Origin of the sequence: Flavobacterium agricola (assembly GCF_025919725.1) — a bacterium.
GTDB classification, from domain to species: Bacteria; Bacteroidota; Bacteroidia; order Flavobacteriales; family Flavobacteriaceae; genus Flavobacterium; species Flavobacterium agricola.
Genome location: NZ_CP081495.1, coordinates 360226 through 375782, shown reverse-complemented (window position 1 = coordinate 375782; position 15557 = coordinate 360226). Strand labels below are relative to the sequence as shown.

The 15557-nt window shown below is 32.1% G+C and carries 17 protein-coding genes; 12 read left to right on the top strand and 5 right to left on the bottom strand.

The window, feature by feature from the left end; all coding sequences use genetic code 11:
* The first annotated feature begins 4 nt into the window (after nt 1–4).
* Both K5I29_RS01855 and K5I29_RS01850 read left to right on the top strand, forming a co-directional pair.
* Complete coding sequence (locus K5I29_RS01855) at nt 5–2245, top strand: cation:proton antiporter (protein ID WP_264434167.1); 2241 nt, start codon at nt 5–7, stop codon at nt 2243–2245.
* Between the two features lie 125 nt (nt 2246–2370).
* The gene (locus K5I29_RS01850; protein ID WP_264434166.1) at nt 2371–3522 is read left to right on the top strand and encodes a DEAD/DEAH box helicase; all 1152 of its coding nucleotides are present in this window, start codon (nt 2371–2373) and stop codon (nt 3520–3522) included.
* A gap of 37 nt (nt 3523–3559) precedes the next feature.
* Here K5I29_RS01850 and rocD read toward each other — a convergent pair whose 3' ends face one another.
* On the bottom strand, nt 3560–4798 hold the full coding sequence (rocD, locus tag K5I29_RS01845; protein WP_264434165.1) for an ornithine--oxo-acid transaminase: 1239 nt from the start codon (nt 4796–4798) through the stop codon (nt 3560–3562).
* A 184-nt stretch (nt 4799–4982) separates the two neighbouring features.
* Here rocD and rlmD point away from each other — a divergent pair, with 184 nt between their 5' ends.
* The 3 genes from rlmD (at nt 4983) to K5I29_RS01830 (ending at nt 7704) form a co-directional block, all read left to right on the top strand.
* The gene (gene rlmD / locus K5I29_RS01840; RefSeq protein WP_264434164.1) at nt 4983–6392 is read left to right on the top strand and encodes a 23S rRNA (uracil(1939)-C(5))-methyltransferase RlmD; all 1410 of its coding nucleotides are present in this window, start codon (nt 4983–4985) and stop codon (nt 6390–6392) included.
* 147 nt (nt 6393–6539) lie between these two features.
* Nucleotides 6540–7031 (top strand): DUF6452 family protein, encoded by a 492-nt coding sequence (locus tag K5I29_RS01835; protein WP_264434163.1) that lies wholly within the window; start codon nt 6540–6542, stop codon nt 7029–7031.
* Nucleotides 7003–7704 (top strand): DUF6048 family protein, encoded by a 702-nt coding sequence (locus K5I29_RS01830; RefSeq protein ID WP_264434162.1) that lies wholly within the window; start codon nt 7003–7005, stop codon nt 7702–7704. The genes K5I29_RS01835 and K5I29_RS01830 overlap by 29 nt, the downstream gene beginning before the upstream one ends.
* Before the next feature lie 47 nt (nt 7705–7751).
* Here the strand turns inward: K5I29_RS01830 and K5I29_RS01825 are convergent, their stop codons facing one another.
* The 4 genes from K5I29_RS01825 to K5I29_RS01810 all read right to left on the bottom strand — a co-directional run bounded on the left by K5I29_RS01825 (nt 7752) and on the right by K5I29_RS01810 (nt 11450).
* Nucleotides 7752–9056: a hypothetical protein gene (locus tag K5I29_RS01825; RefSeq protein WP_264434161.1), complete on the bottom strand. Its 1305-nt coding sequence runs from the start codon at nt 9054–9056 to the stop codon at nt 7752–7754.
* 12 nt (nt 9057–9068) lie between these two features.
* On the bottom strand, nt 9069–9638 hold the full coding sequence (locus K5I29_RS01820; RefSeq protein ID WP_264434160.1) for a porin family protein: 570 nt from the start codon (nt 9636–9638) through the stop codon (nt 9069–9071).
* 406 nt (nt 9639–10044) lie between these two features.
* Complete coding sequence (locus K5I29_RS01815) at nt 10045–10278, bottom strand: hypothetical protein (protein WP_264434159.1); 234 nt, start codon at nt 10276–10278, stop codon at nt 10045–10047.
* A 17-nt stretch (nt 10279–10295) separates the two neighbouring features.
* Nucleotides 10296–11450 (bottom strand): THUMP domain-containing class I SAM-dependent RNA methyltransferase, encoded by a 1155-nt coding sequence (locus tag K5I29_RS01810; protein WP_264434158.1) that lies wholly within the window; start codon nt 11448–11450, stop codon nt 10296–10298.
* 115 nt (nt 11451–11565) lie between these two features.
* Here K5I29_RS01810 and K5I29_RS01805 point away from each other — a divergent pair, with 115 nt between their 5' ends.
* From K5I29_RS01805 to K5I29_RS01775, 7 genes are read left to right on the top strand one after another with little or no spacing between them, the layout of a single operon-like run.
* Nucleotides 11566–12297 carry a class I SAM-dependent methyltransferase gene (locus K5I29_RS01805; protein WP_264434157.1) on the top strand — a complete coding sequence of 244 codons (732 nt, stop codon included), beginning with the start codon at nt 11566–11568 and terminating at the stop codon, nt 12295–12297.
* A 4-nt stretch (nt 12298–12301) separates the two neighbouring features.
* A complete protein-coding gene (locus K5I29_RS01800; protein ID WP_264434156.1) occupies nt 12302–13024 on the top strand; it encodes a ZIP family metal transporter in 723 nt (240 codons plus the stop codon).
* Between the two features lie 55 nt (nt 13025–13079).
* On the top strand, nt 13080–13898 hold the full coding sequence (gene murQ / locus K5I29_RS01795; protein ID WP_264434155.1) for an N-acetylmuramic acid 6-phosphate etherase: 819 nt from the start codon (nt 13080–13082) through the stop codon (nt 13896–13898).
* Nucleotides 13899–13910: 12 nt separating this feature from the next.
* On the top strand, nt 13911–14381 hold the full coding sequence (locus tag K5I29_RS01790; RefSeq protein WP_264434154.1) for a hypothetical protein: 471 nt from the start codon (nt 13911–13913) through the stop codon (nt 14379–14381).
* A gap of 2 nt (nt 14382–14383) precedes the next feature.
* Nucleotides 14384–14614, top strand: coding sequence for a DUF6095 family protein (locus tag K5I29_RS01785; RefSeq protein WP_264434153.1), 231 nt, complete (start codon nt 14384–14386; stop codon nt 14612–14614).
* 6 nt (nt 14615–14620) lie between these two features.
* Nucleotides 14621–15085: a hypothetical protein gene (locus tag K5I29_RS01780; protein WP_264434152.1), complete on the top strand. Its 465-nt coding sequence runs from the start codon at nt 14621–14623 to the stop codon at nt 15083–15085.
* 22 nt (nt 15086–15107) lie between these two features.
* Nucleotides 15108–15479 (top strand): DNA topoisomerase IV, encoded by a 372-nt coding sequence (locus tag K5I29_RS01775; RefSeq protein WP_264434151.1) that lies wholly within the window; start codon nt 15108–15110, stop codon nt 15477–15479.
* Nucleotides 15480–15557: the final 78 nt, after the last annotated feature.

Sequence of the window (15557 nt, the reverse complement as noted above, 5' to 3'; positions counted from 1 at the left end):
CTATATGATTACAGCAACATTATCCGCCAATACGCAACATTTATACCCTTTAATAGCCGATTTAGGTTTAATTTTAATGACAGCAGGGGTTTCCGTTTTAATATTTAAAAAATTAAAACAGCCGTTGGTACTGGGATATTTAGTTGCAGGTTTTTTAGCCGGTAATCATTTTGATTTATTCCCTACCGTTTCTGAAAGCGACAGCATTAATGTTTGGGCAGAAATTGGGGTTATTATTTTACTTTTTAGTTTAGGACTCGAGTTTAGTTTTAAAAAGCTAATGAAAGTTGGAGGCGCCTCCAGCATAACCGCCGTAGTGCAAATTGTAGCCATGATTTTTATAGGTTACATTTGTGGTATTGCCTTAGGTTGGAGTACCATGAATAGCTTATTTTTAGGAGCCATTCTTTCCATGTCCAGTACAACTATTATTTTACGTGCTTTTGAAGAGCAAGATGTAAAAGGTAAAAAGTTTGTTAGCATTGTTTTTGGAGCTCTGATTATTGAAGATATTGTTGCCATTTTATTAATGGTTTTATTATCTACCATTGCTGTATCGCAAAATTTTTCAGGTACCGATTTGTTAATATCAGCCATTAAATTGGTGTTCTTTTTAATTCTGTGGTTTTTAGGTGGTATTTTCATTATTCCAACCTTACTGAAGAAAACAAAAGATTTATTAACCGACGAAACCTTACTAATTGTAGCGCTTGCACTGTGTTTAGGCATGGTAATTTTAGCTACAAAAGCTGGTTTTTCTCCTGCTTTGGGTGCCTTTATTATGGGTTCTATTATTGCAGAAACAACCTATGCAGAAAAAATTGAGCATTTAATTAAACCGGTAAAAGATTTATTTGGAGCCGTTTTCTTTGTGTCGGTTGGTATGTTAATCAATCCAGGGACGTTAGTAGAATATGCTGTTCCGGTATTAATTATTACCATTGTTACTATTTTTGGTAAAACTTTTTTTACTGGATTAGGTGCTTTATTATCAGGACAACCTTTAAAACAATCTGTTCAAGCAGGGATGAGTTTGGCTCAAATTGGAGAATTCTCATTCATTATTGCAACCTTAGGTATGACCTTAGGCGTAACCAGTGAATTTTTATATCCAATCGTAGTAGCTGTTTCGGCAGTAACAACTTTTACAACGCCTTTTATGATTAAATCATCAGAAAAAGCATATATAAAACTCGAAGCCATTTTACCTACAAAACTAAAGTTAGCTATCGAAAATTATAGCTATAACTCGCAAAGTATTAAAGTTACTAGCAATTGGCAACAATTTGTAAAAAATAACATCACGCAAATATTACTAAACTCAGTAATTATTATTGCGATAATTTTATTTTCTGAGTTTTATTTAAGCCCAATGGTGGCCGATAACAAATTCGGAAACGTTATTTCTGGATTAATAACTTTGGTATTGGTTATGCCTTTTTGTTATGCCATTGGATTCAGACCGTTTAATGAAAAAATGATTGAATCGTTATCGAAAGAAAAAAAATATTCGGCACCTATTTTTATTACCCGATTATTCCGTATTTCAATCGTAATCATGTTTTTAGTATTTTTACTAAACATTTTCTTTTCACCTTTGGTTTCTTTATTGGCTTTATTTGCTGTTTTTGTTTTGGTCTCAATATTCAGAAAACGTATCGTAAACCAATATTTACGTTTAGAAAGTCACTTTTTATCTAACTTTAACGACCGCGAAATTCAGTCAAACAAAGATGCAGAAATGCAAAACATTAAGTTAGATTTTTACGATGGGCATTTAACCAACTTTACCATTTCAAATCATTTAGATTTGGTGGGTAAAACCTTAGAAGAACTTAAGTTTAGAGAAAAAATTGGCGTAAACGTTGTACAAATTAAACGTGGCGATGTAGTTATTTACATTCCGAGTAAAGATCAACGTATTTTTCCGGGTGATGAAATTAGCATTGTTGGTACCGACGAACAAGTTATTGAGTTCACGCAATTTTTAAAAGAACATGAAACAGAAGCGAGTGAAGAATACAACAATTTAGTTTTACAAAAATACACGTTGTATAATCCTGATTTTATAGATAAATCTATTCGTGATTCAAACTTACGTGAATTAACCAAAGGTTTGGTTATTTGTATTGACCGACCAGATTGCAGAATATTAAATCCAGAATCTGATGTTGTTTTACGTAAAAACGATGAGTTATGGATTGCTGGAGAAAGCAAATTATTAAATAAATATTTCGAATTATAACATAAAAAAGCGTTTAGAAGGTTCTAAACGCTTTTTTTAGGTTTAAAATCAAGTAAAAAAAAATAAAAAAGTGCTTCCTACTTATTTTTAAAGTACTTTTGTAAATTAATTTATAGTTATTTTTAATGAAATCATTTCACGATTTAGGTTTGTCAGCAAACTTAATTTCCAACGCAACCCAAGCAGGTTATAAAAGCCCATTTCCTATTCAAGAACAAGCCATTCCGGTAATATTATCGGGCAAAGATGTTATGGGAATTGCGCGCACGGGTTCAGGAAAAACAGCAAGTTTTGCCTTACCTATTTTAGAGAAATTACAAAAAACAAATACGGTAAGAAACCGAAATATTGCGGTATTACTTTTAGTACCAACCCGAGAATTAGCCATTCAAATTCAAGATGTTTTTTCAGATTTAAATAAAAATTTAGACCGAAAAATTAAAACCATGGCCGTTTACGGAGGTATTTCTATAAACCCACAAATGAAAGATATGATTGGGGTTGAAGTTTTAATTGCTACCCCGGGGCGTTTGTTAGATTTGTTAGATCATAACGCATTAAGCTTAAGCGAAGTTGCTATTTTTGGTGTAGATGAAGCAGATAAAATGTTTCAGATGGGTTTTGATGAAGAAATGAACCGCATTATTGAAAAGCTGCCTAAAAAAAGACAAAACCTATTGTTTTCGGCAACCTTAAACGACAAAGTTTCTGAAATGAAAACGCGTTTGGTTATTGATCCGGAAGTTATTGAAATTGAAGCAAGCGAAACCGAATTAGGCGAAGCGCAAATTGAGCAAAGCGCTTATGCAGTAAGCCCAGAAATTAAAGGCCCGTTTTTACGCTATTTAATCAAATCTAAAAACTACACACAAGTTTTAGTTTTTGTTTCGGCATCAAGAACTGCAGATAATTTGGTCGAAAAATTAAATAAAAATGGTATTAAAGCTGCTGCTATTCACGGTAAAAAATCGCAAGGCGGGCGTAACAATGCTTTGTTAGATTTTAAAGATGGATTGGTTGATGTTTTAGTTGCCACTGATTTAATTGCACGCGGAATTGATATTGAAGATTTACCTGTGGTTATTAATTACGAATTACCACGTTCGCCTTTAGATTATGTGCACCGTATTGGCCGTACCGGACGTGCAGGTAAGTTAGGAACAGCAATAAGCTTAATTACGCCAGAAGATGAACATCATTTTAAAATAATTCAGAAAAAAGCAAAAATCAGAATTGCGTTACAACCCACAGATCCAATTGATTTAAAAGGATATTAAAATAAAAAAGCTCGATTTAAAATCGAGCTTTTTTATTTTATCTTTCAAATTCTGCTAACGTTTCAGTTATAATACGAGCACAATCTAAAATTTGTTCTTTTGTCATTACTAATGGCGGTGCAAAACGAATAATGTTGCCGTGCGTTGGTTTAGCTAATAAACCTTTGTCACGTAAACGCAAGCAAATATTCCAAGCAGTATCTGAATCTTCGGTATCGTTAATTAAAATCGCATTTAACAAACCTTTACCACGTACTAAAGTACATATGTTAGAGGTTGCAATGTATTTATTTAATTCGTCACGTAAAATTTGTCCCATTGCTTCTGCATTGTCTGCTAATTTTTCGTCTAAAACAACATCTAAAGCTGCCATAGCAACAGCTGCAGCAATTGGGTTACCTCCAAAGGTAGATCCGTGTTGTCCTGGCTTAATAACATGCATAATGCTATCGTTTGCTAAAACTGCAGAAACTGGGTACATACCGCCAGAAAGTGCTTTACCTAAAATTAAAATATCTGGCTGTACATTTTCATGATTAACAGCTAACATTTTACCGGTTCTAGCAATTCCGGTTTGTACTTCATCAGCAATAAATAAGGTATTATTCGCTTCACAAAGCGCTTTTGCTTTTGCTAAATATCCTTCGTCTGGAACAAAAACACCAGCTTCACCCTGAATAGGTTCTACTAAAAATCCGGCAACATTTTTATTTGTTAAAACTTCTTTTAACGCATCTAAATCGTTGTACGGAATGCGAACAAATCCTTCAGTATATGGTCCGTAGCTACGGCGTGCATTTACATCGTTAGAAAAAGAAATAATGGTTGTTGTACGTCCGTGAAAATTGTTGTCACAAACCACAATTACCGCTTCGTTTTCTGGTGTACCTTTTACCTCGTAAGCCCATTTTCTAGCTAATTTAATAGCCGTTTCAACAGCTTCAGCCCCGGTGTTCATTGGTAAAATTTTATCAAAACCAAAAAGCTTGGTAATTTTCTCTTCAAACAATCCTAATTTATCGTTGTAAAAAGCACGCGAAGTTAGTGCTAAAGTTTTAGCTTGATCAGTTAACGCTTTAACAATTGCAGGATGGCAGTGTCCTTGGTTAACCGCCGAATATGATGATAAAAAATCATAGTATTTTTTTCCTTCAACATCCCACACATAAACTCCTTCTCCTTTTGCTAAAACCACAGGTAGCGGATGGTAATTATGCGCTCCGTAACGGTCTTCTAAACCTATAGCTTCGGTTGAAGTTAATTTAGTTGTAGTCATAAATTTTAAAATTTTAGTTATTTATTTGTTTAATAATTAGTCCTTTCCGTTATTATTTTCGAAACTCGGACAAGACTAAAGTACAAAAAATAGTCAGAAAAAAACATCTTTTTAAAAAACTTTGTAAAGATTCTAAATTACAATTGCAGTATGAATTATTGCGAAACATTATTACTTTTGCTGCATGAGAAAAAAAACTGACAAAATCGTATTCGAAAACGTAGAAGTCCTAGATGCGGGTGCAAAAGGTGTTTCTGTTGCGAAAGCTCCAGATGGCAAGGTAATATTTATTCCGAACGTTGTTCCGGGTGATGTTATCGACATTCAAACATTTAAAAAACGTAAAGCTTATTATGAAGGTAAAGCCATTGCTTTTCATAAATTATCTGAAGATAGAATAGAACCAATTTGTGAACATTTTGGTGCTTGTGGTGGTTGTAAATGGCAAAACATGAACTACGACAAACAATTGTTTTACAAAAACCAAGAAGTTTACAACAACTTAAAACGCATTGGTAAAATTGAATTGCCTGAATTTGAACCAATATTAGGTTCTAAAGAGCAGTTTTTTTACCGCAATAAAATGGAATTTTCGTTTTCTAATGCTCGTTGGTTAACCGATGACGAAATAAAATCGGATGCCGAATTGGTGCGCGAAAATGGTTTAGGTTTTCACATTCCAAAAATGTGGGATAAAATTTTAGACATTAAAAAATGTTTTTTACAACCAGATCCATCTAACGAAATTCGAAATGCTATTCGTGAATTTGCTACCGCAAATAATATGGAGTTTTTTAACCCACGCGAACAATCTGGTTTTTTACGTACGTTAATGATTCGTACCGCATCAACCGGCGAATTAATGATTGTAATTCAATTCTTTAAAGAAGATGTAGCAAAACGCGAATTATTATTAAACTTTTTGTTAGAAAAATTCCCGAATGTTACCTCGTTACAATATTTAATTAACGGCAAAGCAAACGATACCATTTACGATCAGGAAGTTATTTGCTACCACGGCCGCGATCATATTATTGAAGAAATGGAAGGTTTAAAGTTTAGCATCAACGCCAAATCTTTTTACCAAACCAATCCAGAACAAGCGTACGAATTATATAAAATAACACGTGATTTTGCTGGCTTAACCGGAGAAGAATTGGTTTACGATTTATATACCGGAACCGGGACCATTGCTCAATTCGTTGCTAAAAAAGCTAAAAAAGTTATTGGAGTTGAAGCTGTGCCAGAAGCAATTGCTGATGCCAAAATTAATGCCGAACGCAACAACATTACCAACTGTGATTTTTTTGTTGGTGATATGAAAAATGTGTTTAACGACGAATTTATTGCACAACACGGACAACCAGATATTATTATTACCGATCCGCCACGCGATGGTATGCACAAAGATGTGGTAGAACAAATTTTAAAAATTGCGCCAAAACGTGTAGTTTATGTAAGTTGTAACTCGGCAACGCAAGCTCGTGATTTGGCTTTAATGGACGAAATGTACAAAGTAATTCGCGTTCGACCGGTAGATATGTTTCCGCAAACGCATCACGTAGAAAACGTTGTTTTATTAGAAAAGAAATAATCTAACCCATTATACATTAAAAATCATTAGTAAAGCGCAAGTTTTATTGATGATTTTTTTTATTTCTAAATTGCATGGTTAATTCATCTTAAAAAATTTAATATTCGTGCAATGTTTAGTATTTTTGAATCTTGTTAAAATCTAAAAATGAAAAACATTTTAAAATATTTTGTACTGCTTACCAGCTGCTTGTTATTTTGGAGCTGCGAAAAAGATGATATTTGTGCAGAAGAAGATCCGACAACGCAAGCCGTTGTTTTAGAGTTTTTTGATAAAAACGATCCTACAAAAGCTAAAAATCCAAACCAATTATTGGCCTACGTTTCTGGTAAAGATATTGCCATTGCTGCAGAAGGTAACAAATTGGTTTTACCTTTAATGGTTAATGCCAATACCACAACTTGGAACTTGGTTTTAAATGGTAATAATGATAATGCTACAGATGATATTGCGGATGTAGTTACATTTAATTACGAGGTAGAACAGCAATATGTTTCTAAAGCTTGTGGTTACAAAGCTAATTTTATTTTAAATCCGACTGATGGCGTAACCACCACGCACAACTGGATCAGTGCCATAGAAGTTATAAATCCTAACATTGTAAACCCAAATGAAATACATATTAAAGTACTGTTTTAGTTTATTTTTACTTGGTACAACTTTAGGCAGCTTTGCGCAAGAAAATGATGCAAATACCGATCCTAAAACCATGCGTTATGCCAAACCTTATGGTTTGCGTTTAGGAGTAGATTTAAACCGATTAGCAAAAAATTTATACGAAGAAAAATACAAAGGTTTTGCTGTTACTGGTGATTACCGTATTAATACGAATTTATATGTTGCTGCCGAATTGGGCATGGAAGATAAATACAACCAAACCGATCCGTTAACTTACACCACATCGGGTGAATTTATTAAACTTGGTATTGATTACAATGTTTATAAAAATTGGTTGGATATGAATAATATGATTTATGTTGGTGGGCGTTTAGCTTACTCAACGTTTAAGCAAAATTTAGAATCGTACACAATTAGAGATACCAATCATTATTTTGAATCGATTACATTTCCTGGTCAGGAATTTAAAGGCTTAAATGCAACTTGGGTTGAATTTGTTGCTGGTGTTAAAGCAGAAGTTTTAAACAATTTATATTTAGGTTTTTCGGCTCAATTAAACTTTTTAGTTAGCGATACAAAAATTGATAATTTTGAAAACTTATACATACCGGGCTATAACAAAAAATATAGCGGCAATGTAGGCGTAGGTTTTAATTATACTATTAGTTATTTAATTCCTTTATATAAAAAATAAAAAAACTCGGACCTTTGGTCCGAGTTTTTTTATTTTAAAATTATATTTTATAGATCAAAATTATATGGTAATCCATCAACATCAACTCCGTGAGCATAGTTAAAATCAGCGATTTCCCCAAATTCATTTTCAACAATAAATTGAATAGTAGATCTTAAATTAATTACGCGACCAGAAACAGGTCTATAATAAATTAATTGATTAAGAGGCAAAACCGATGAACTTTCAACTTTATATTCAAAGTCAGAAAAATTATCTACATATAAATGCTCCAAAGTATTTTCATCTGGCAAAGCAGGAATATTAGGATCATATGGATAAACCATTTTGGTATCTAAATAATAAAAATTAAAAAACATTTCTACTTTCTTAACCTTTGCTCCATTACCAAAGAAAGTTAAATCTTTTATTTGTTGTAATTCATGCAAAAAAACTTGGGCACCACCAGTATTTGTTATTTCACTAGATGCTATATTAAAATATTCTCCGGGATTTGTATATGTACCATTAACTAACGGACTAGTTGCGTCAAATGTAACATTTGCATAATATAAAAAGTCAAAAGTTACTACATTACTTTCTGCACCTAAATTATTAGTTGCTTTAATTGTAAAGGTTTCTGGCCCGTAATTAGCATTTTGTTTAGTATAAATAAAAAGCTCGTCAGCAAAAGCAGGATCAAAATCAAAAAACGCATTTGGTAAATAATCTGTACCACGGTACGTTATTTTATCAATAATATCTAAATCTGAAACTAAATGCAACTGCCAAGTTGTATTTTCATTTTCATCTTCTAAACGTAGTGTTGGTATTTTTAAATATGCAGCATTTGCATCTTTATTAAAACGGGTAGTAATAAGCAATGGGGTTGACGTATTTTTTGGTAGAGCTTCTACTCCATCAGCAAATAATCTTAAAGGTGCGGGTGGAACAGGTGGATTTGATCCGTCATCCTTAACAACAACATCTAAAAGATACGGAGTTACCACACCACAAAATCTAATTTTAACCGGTACTTTATAAGTTCCTGCTGTTAATGCAGTAAAGCTTAGTGTATTTGCGCCATCAAATCCATTTATTTTAACATATTGGTTGGCAACAAATGGCATAGCATTTACTTTAAAATCATTAAAATCTGCCGTTTCTCCAATGGTAATTTCAAAAAAATCATCAGCGCCAGATTTTTTTGTAATATCAAACGGAATGGTTATTGTTTCTCCAACTTCAGCATCTACCGTTTGATTTTCGAAAACTACATCGTATAAATTAGAATATACATAACCTTCGTCATCATTACAACTCACAATAAATAATGTGGTTAATACAAAAAATATATATTTAAGTTTATTCATGATCTTTTTAAATTAAAAATTATACTTTAATCCACCACCAGCTAAATATTGCCATTTTTCAATGTCCGAATTGAAGTTTTGTTGTAATTGGTACATGGCAACTAAACTGAATCGGTTAGAAAAACGATACTGCAATTCTACCCCACCGTAAAAACCAAAATGATCGGGATTTGGCTTTTTGTAACAATCGCAATCAACCATTTTGTTGTAATTAAATATTTGATTTGAGTAGTGCCCTCCTAAGTAAGCATAAAAATAAAAAGGATCAGAAATCACATTTTTAAAAGAATAATTTACAGCTGCTCCTACCATATAAATTTGGTCGCGCACTCTATTTTTTTGAGAAACATTATTGTTAATAATGCTTAAGTTGGTTTGTTTAGCTAAATAGTTAAAATCTACTCGAATTCCCCAATCTTTGTCATTAAGTTCCCGCTGAATATTTAAATTATAACCAGTTCCGTTATTTGTACCACCAAAATTAAAGCCAATTGATGCTTTTTCAAGCTCATTTGTGGTAGCTTGCTGTGCAAAACTTAACGAGGTTATAAGCAATGCAAATTGTAATAATTTCTTTTTCATCAATGATATTTTTAAAAACAGTTTCGTTGTTATTAACCATTAACTGAAAAATTATGAAAAAATCATATATATTTTAACAAAAAAAACAATGAAACAAATTAAATTATAAGTTTTTTATTACACAATATTCATTTATTTGTGAGAATTTTACTTTACAAAATAATTAGAAAAGAAGAAGAATATTTTGAAGAAATTAAAAAAATTAAGGAATAAAGGCAAAGTGCGAAGCGCAAAAAAATAAATAAAGATATTGTGTGAAAAATCGAAGTTATTTCTATTAATTTAAGAAAAAAAAATTCTTTTTTCTTATAACAAAAGTAATAATCTCATTAAAACGAATTGTTTTTATAAATAAAAATAACAAATTGTATTAAAAAAAGCGTTTGAAAATTCAAACGCTTTTGTTTTATTTTATTTCTTTTGGAGTTTTAAAAAAAATCCAATTTACAAACAACTTCAATCCGTTAGGCGTTTGTAAAGCCTTAAACTGAGGAGCCAAAATAGTACTTGCAACGGCAGCAATGGCAGGAATCCAGAAACCAGTAACCGCGGTGTAGTTTTCAATTAAATAACGCAAAATAATAAATATAACTGCGAAACTAATAAATTGATAAACTAAAGCTTTTGTTTTTTTATTCATAATATAAAAAATTTAATTTATTGCTGAAATTTGGCACGTTTGCTTCCGGCGTACATTTCGTACTTAACCAAACGGGTTTCTAATTTACCATTAAATAATTTAATTTTTCGTGATGGTTTTAAACCAACAAACTTAAGCGCTTCTAAATTTCCGGTAATAAACCAAGCGTTTGTATTGGCATAATGCTGTTTTAACGTATCGCCAATTTCACGATAAAAACGTTCTAACTGAATATCTAAACGCTCGCCGTAAGGTGGATTAAAAACCATATGCAACGGGCCGTCTGTTTCTTTTTCGCTTTCAAAAAAATCTTGATTAAAAACTTCAATATATTCACTTAAGTTCGCATTAGCAATGTTATCTTTTGCTTTTGCTACCGCCGAAGGTGCCTTATCGAAACCAATCATTTTATAATGATATTCACGGGTTTTGTTTAATAACGAATCTAAAATTTTATTAAACAATTCATTATCCCAATCGTTCCAGCGTTCAAAAGCAAATTCTTTTCGGTTTACGTTTGCCGGAATGTTGCAAGCAATCATAGCTGCTTCAACCAAAATGGTTCCAGAACCGCACATCGGATCCATAAAATCACCTTTTCCGTCCCAACCAGTAAGCAATAAAATACCAGCTGCTAAAACTTCGTTAATCGGAGCCATATTTGTTGCCGTACGATAGCCACGGTGGTGTAAAGATTCGCCCGAGCTATCTAAAGCAACCGAACATGTATCTCGGTCAATATGTACATTTATTTTTAGGTCCGGAAAATCTTTATCAATGCTTGGACGTTTACCTGTGTTTTCACGAAACTGATCCACAATCGCATCTTTTGCTTTTAAAGCTACAAATTGTGAGTTATTAAAAACTTCAGAATACATAGTAACATCAACCACAAAGGTTTGATTCTCGTTAATATATTCAGACCAGTCTATAGCCTGAATGCCTTGGTATAAACTTTTTTCGTCGTAAACTTTAAATATTTTTATGGGTTTTAAAATTTTTAAGGCCGTACGTAAAGCTAAATTAGCTTTGTACATAAATCCTTTATCTCCATAAAAACTTACCATACGTGTACCTTGTTCTACACGTTGTGCACCTAATTGTGCCAATTCTTTTGCTAAAATTTCTTCAAAACCAAAAAAAGTTTTCGCAATCATTTTAAAATTTTCCATATCCTTTCCGTTAGGGATTTGTAATTTTTTACTTATAAATAGATGCTATAATTGACTGATTAAATCCATTAGAGTATGCAAAAATACATTAAATTTGTTGGTTAAAATACAATATATGCAAAAAGTAGAATCGAATTGGTTTGCTTCGTGGTTTGACACGCCGTACTACCATATTTTATATAAAGATCGTGACCATAAAGAAGCACAACTTTTTATGGACAATATTACCCAATATTTAAATTTACCCGAACAAGCTAAAGTTTTAGACTTGGCTTGTGGCAAAGGCCGCCATTCTATTTATCTGAATCAACTGGGGTATGATGTTACCGGTGCCGATTTATCCAGCAATAGCATCGAAGCTGCATCAAAGTTTGAAAACAGCACCTTACAATTTAAAATTCACGACATGCGTGAACCTTTTGAAGAAAAATACGATGCTATTTTTAATTTATTTACCAGTTTTGGTTACTTTAACGATGCAGAAGATAATTTAAAAACCTTAACTGCAATAAAAAACAGTTTAAATGAGTTTGGATTTGCAGTGATGGATTTTATGAATGTTGATTTTGTAATACCGAATTTAGTAGCTGAAGAAACTAAAGTGGTTGACGGAATTACATTTGATATTAAAAGATATTACAAAGACAAACATATTTTTAAAGAAATTAGATTTACCGACCAAAACGAATCTTACTTTTTTACAGAAAAAGTTTCTGCATTAACTTTGGACGATTTTCAAGATTTAATGGATCAGGCAGGCATTTACTTGCTTGATGTTTTTGGAGATTACAAACTAAACAAGTTTTCTCCGGCTAGCTCACCGCGTTTAATTATGATTTTTAAATAAGCCCATGTATATTTTTTTACCATTTGCATCTGTCATTATTGGTTATTTTATTTCGTTGTTTATAAAACCAACTGAAAATAAAAAATTAAAATTTTTACTTGCTTTTAGCGGTGCCTTTTTGTTAACGTTAACGGTTTGTCATTTACTTCCAGAAATTTTTACACCAACTGCAGATCAGCTGGTACATCATGCTCACGAACACGACCATGACCACGGACATAATCATACGCACAATACATTGGGGCTGTATATTATGTTAGGTATTTTACTACAAATTGTTTTAGAATTTTTTTCGAAAGGAGCCGAACACGGGCACGTGCATGTACATGATAAAAACATTCCGTATTCGTTATTTATTAGCTTATGCTTACATGCCTTGCTTGAAGGCATGCCGGTAGCAAAACATCATGATTTGGCTTTAGGAATAGCCATTCATCACTTACCTATTGCCATTATTTTAGCTTCATTTTTTGCTCAAGCACAGCTTTCAAAATCAAAAATATTTATTTACATGCTTATTTTTGCTTTAATGACACCGCTTGGAACCATAATTTGGTCTAATTCAACCTTCTTATTGGATTATACCAAAGAAATCACCGCTGTGGTTATTGGTATTTTATTTCATATTTCGGCAACCATTATTTTTGAAAGTAATGAAGATCATAAATTTAATTTAACCAAATTGGTTTCTATAATTTTAGGAATTCTTTTAGCTAGTTTTATGTAAAAATTAATATTAAAAAACAGTATAATTTATAACTTAGTAATAATTTAAGAGAAACATGAAAGGATTTACAAAAACTACCGAATCCGATTCTAAATATGATAATTTAGAAAACATGGAACTGCAGGATTTACTTGAAGCTATTAATCAAGAAGATCAATTTGTTCCTGTTGCTGTTTCAAAAGCTATTCCTGAAATTAAAAAGGTAATAGAAATTGTTGTTAAACAACTTAAAGCAGGCGGTAGATTATTTTACATTGGCGCCGGAACTTCTGGAAGATTAGGAGTTGTAGATGCCTCAGAATGCCCGCCAACCTTTGGTGTTTCTTCAGATTTAGTTATTGGTCTTATTGCAGGTGGTGATACCGCTATTAGAAAAGCTGTTGAATTTGCTGAAGACGATTTAAACCAAGCTTGGCTAGATTTAAATAAACATAATATTACAACTTTAGATGTTGTACTTGGTATTGCTGCCTCTGGAACCACCCCATATGTTTTGGGTGGGCTAGAAAAATGCAACCAAAACCAAATAACAACAGCAAGCATAACATGTAACCGAAATTCCCCAATTTCACAAACAGCAAAGTACCCTATTGAAGTTATTGTTGGGCCTGAGTTTGTAACCGGCAGTTCTAGAATGAAAGCCGGAACAGCACAAAAACTGGTATTAAACATGATTTCTACCGCTACCATGATACAATTAGGTAAGGTAAAAGGAAATAAAATGGTTGATATGCAGTTAAGTAATGATAAACTTATTGATCGCGGCGTACGAATGATAATGGAACAAATTCCTGTTGATTACGTAAAAGCAAAAGAATTATTATTACAAAACAACTCGGTCAGAAAAGCAGTTGATTTTTATTTAAATAACTAAATTTTACTTATCATGAAAAAGGTACTATTTTTATTCGTTGTTCTATGTTCTTTTGCTGCATCTGCACAGAAAGTTGAAATCATAGAAAAAAAATACTATATTAACGGAGAACAAATTCCTGCGTTTCAATTAAAACAAAAAATGAAACAAACAGATGCTGTTGCTTACGAAAACTTTAAAACGTACACAAATCGTACTTCTTGGGGTGGTTTTTTATTAGGTTTTGGTTGCGCTATGTTAGTTGCTGATGCAGTAAAAAGCTTAGTTTCTGACGAATCGTATCCAAGTGCATTTTCAGCCGTAGGTGCTGCATCATTAGTTGCTTCTTATCCTTTTTTAAAAGGCCGTAAGAAAAAATTAAATAAGGCAATTGATGCTTATAACAATGCGGTAGAAAAACAAACAAACCAAGCTGCACAAAGTAATTTTGAAGTTGGAGTTGTTTCTAACAGCCGTGGCGTAGGATTACAAATTAATTTTTAAACATGTCAACAAACAAAAATTTATTATATAAAGGAGTTAAATACAGCATAGGTTCATTTCCATTAATGTTTATTGGGCCTGTTATTATACATTCCTCATTTAAAAATCAAGGGCATCCTTTTTTTATCCCTATTTTACTTTTAGGAATTGCAATTGCTGGTTTTTCTGCTTATTTACTTTTTAAAGGCGTTACCAAAATAACAAGTGCTTTGTTTAATGATTCTGAAAACTAACCAATTATGAAAACCATTTTTTTTATTTTCTTTGCCTTACTAGCAATAAATTTAAATGCTCAAGAAATTGAGTTTAAGAAAAACAAATTTTTTGTAAACAATTCTAGAGTTTCCGAAAGCTATGTAAAAGAAGAGTTTCAGAATACTGATATTGTAGCTTATCAAAACTACATGTCTTACAAACAAAAAAGTACTTTTGGCGGTATCTTACTTGGCATAGGTGGTGGTTTAATTGTTGGCGATTTGTTAGTAGGATTAACTACGGTACACGATTATCCGGGAGCATTAACTTATGTTGGATTGGCTTCAGTAGTTGGATCTATTCCTGTATTAGCAGGAAGAAAAAAGAAATTAAAAAAAGCAATTAGTACATACAATGAAAGCGTTTCGAATAAAAATGCTGAGTATAGTAACGAAGTTAATATTATAGCTAATAATCGCGGATTGGGTTTTCAGATAAGTTTTAACTAATACCGCACTTAATTTTTTTTAAATGAATAAATTCTTAATTATCCCTTTTACCTTATTGTTTATATCTTGTTACCAACAACAAAATGATTGTGCAGAATATAAAACAGGTAAATTTGAATTTAAGCAAGACGTAAATGGTGTAGAACATGTTTCGATTTTTGAACGAAACGACTCTTTACAAATTGAAACTTTTAATGGCAAAACAGATACTGCCTCAGTACGTTGGGTTTCTGATTGTGAATTTATTTTACAAAAAATAAACCCTAAAAATATGGCAGAAAAGCAAGCCATCAACATGAAAATTGTTATGACAGATAAAGATGGCTATACGTTTGAATATTCGTTTGTTGGTCAAGGTAAAAAACAACGTGGGTATGCCACTAAAATAAATTAATATAAAATCCCTACTTAATTGTAGGGATTTTTTTTACGCACATACTTTTTTATTTTTTTTACGTTTTTTTAAGTAACT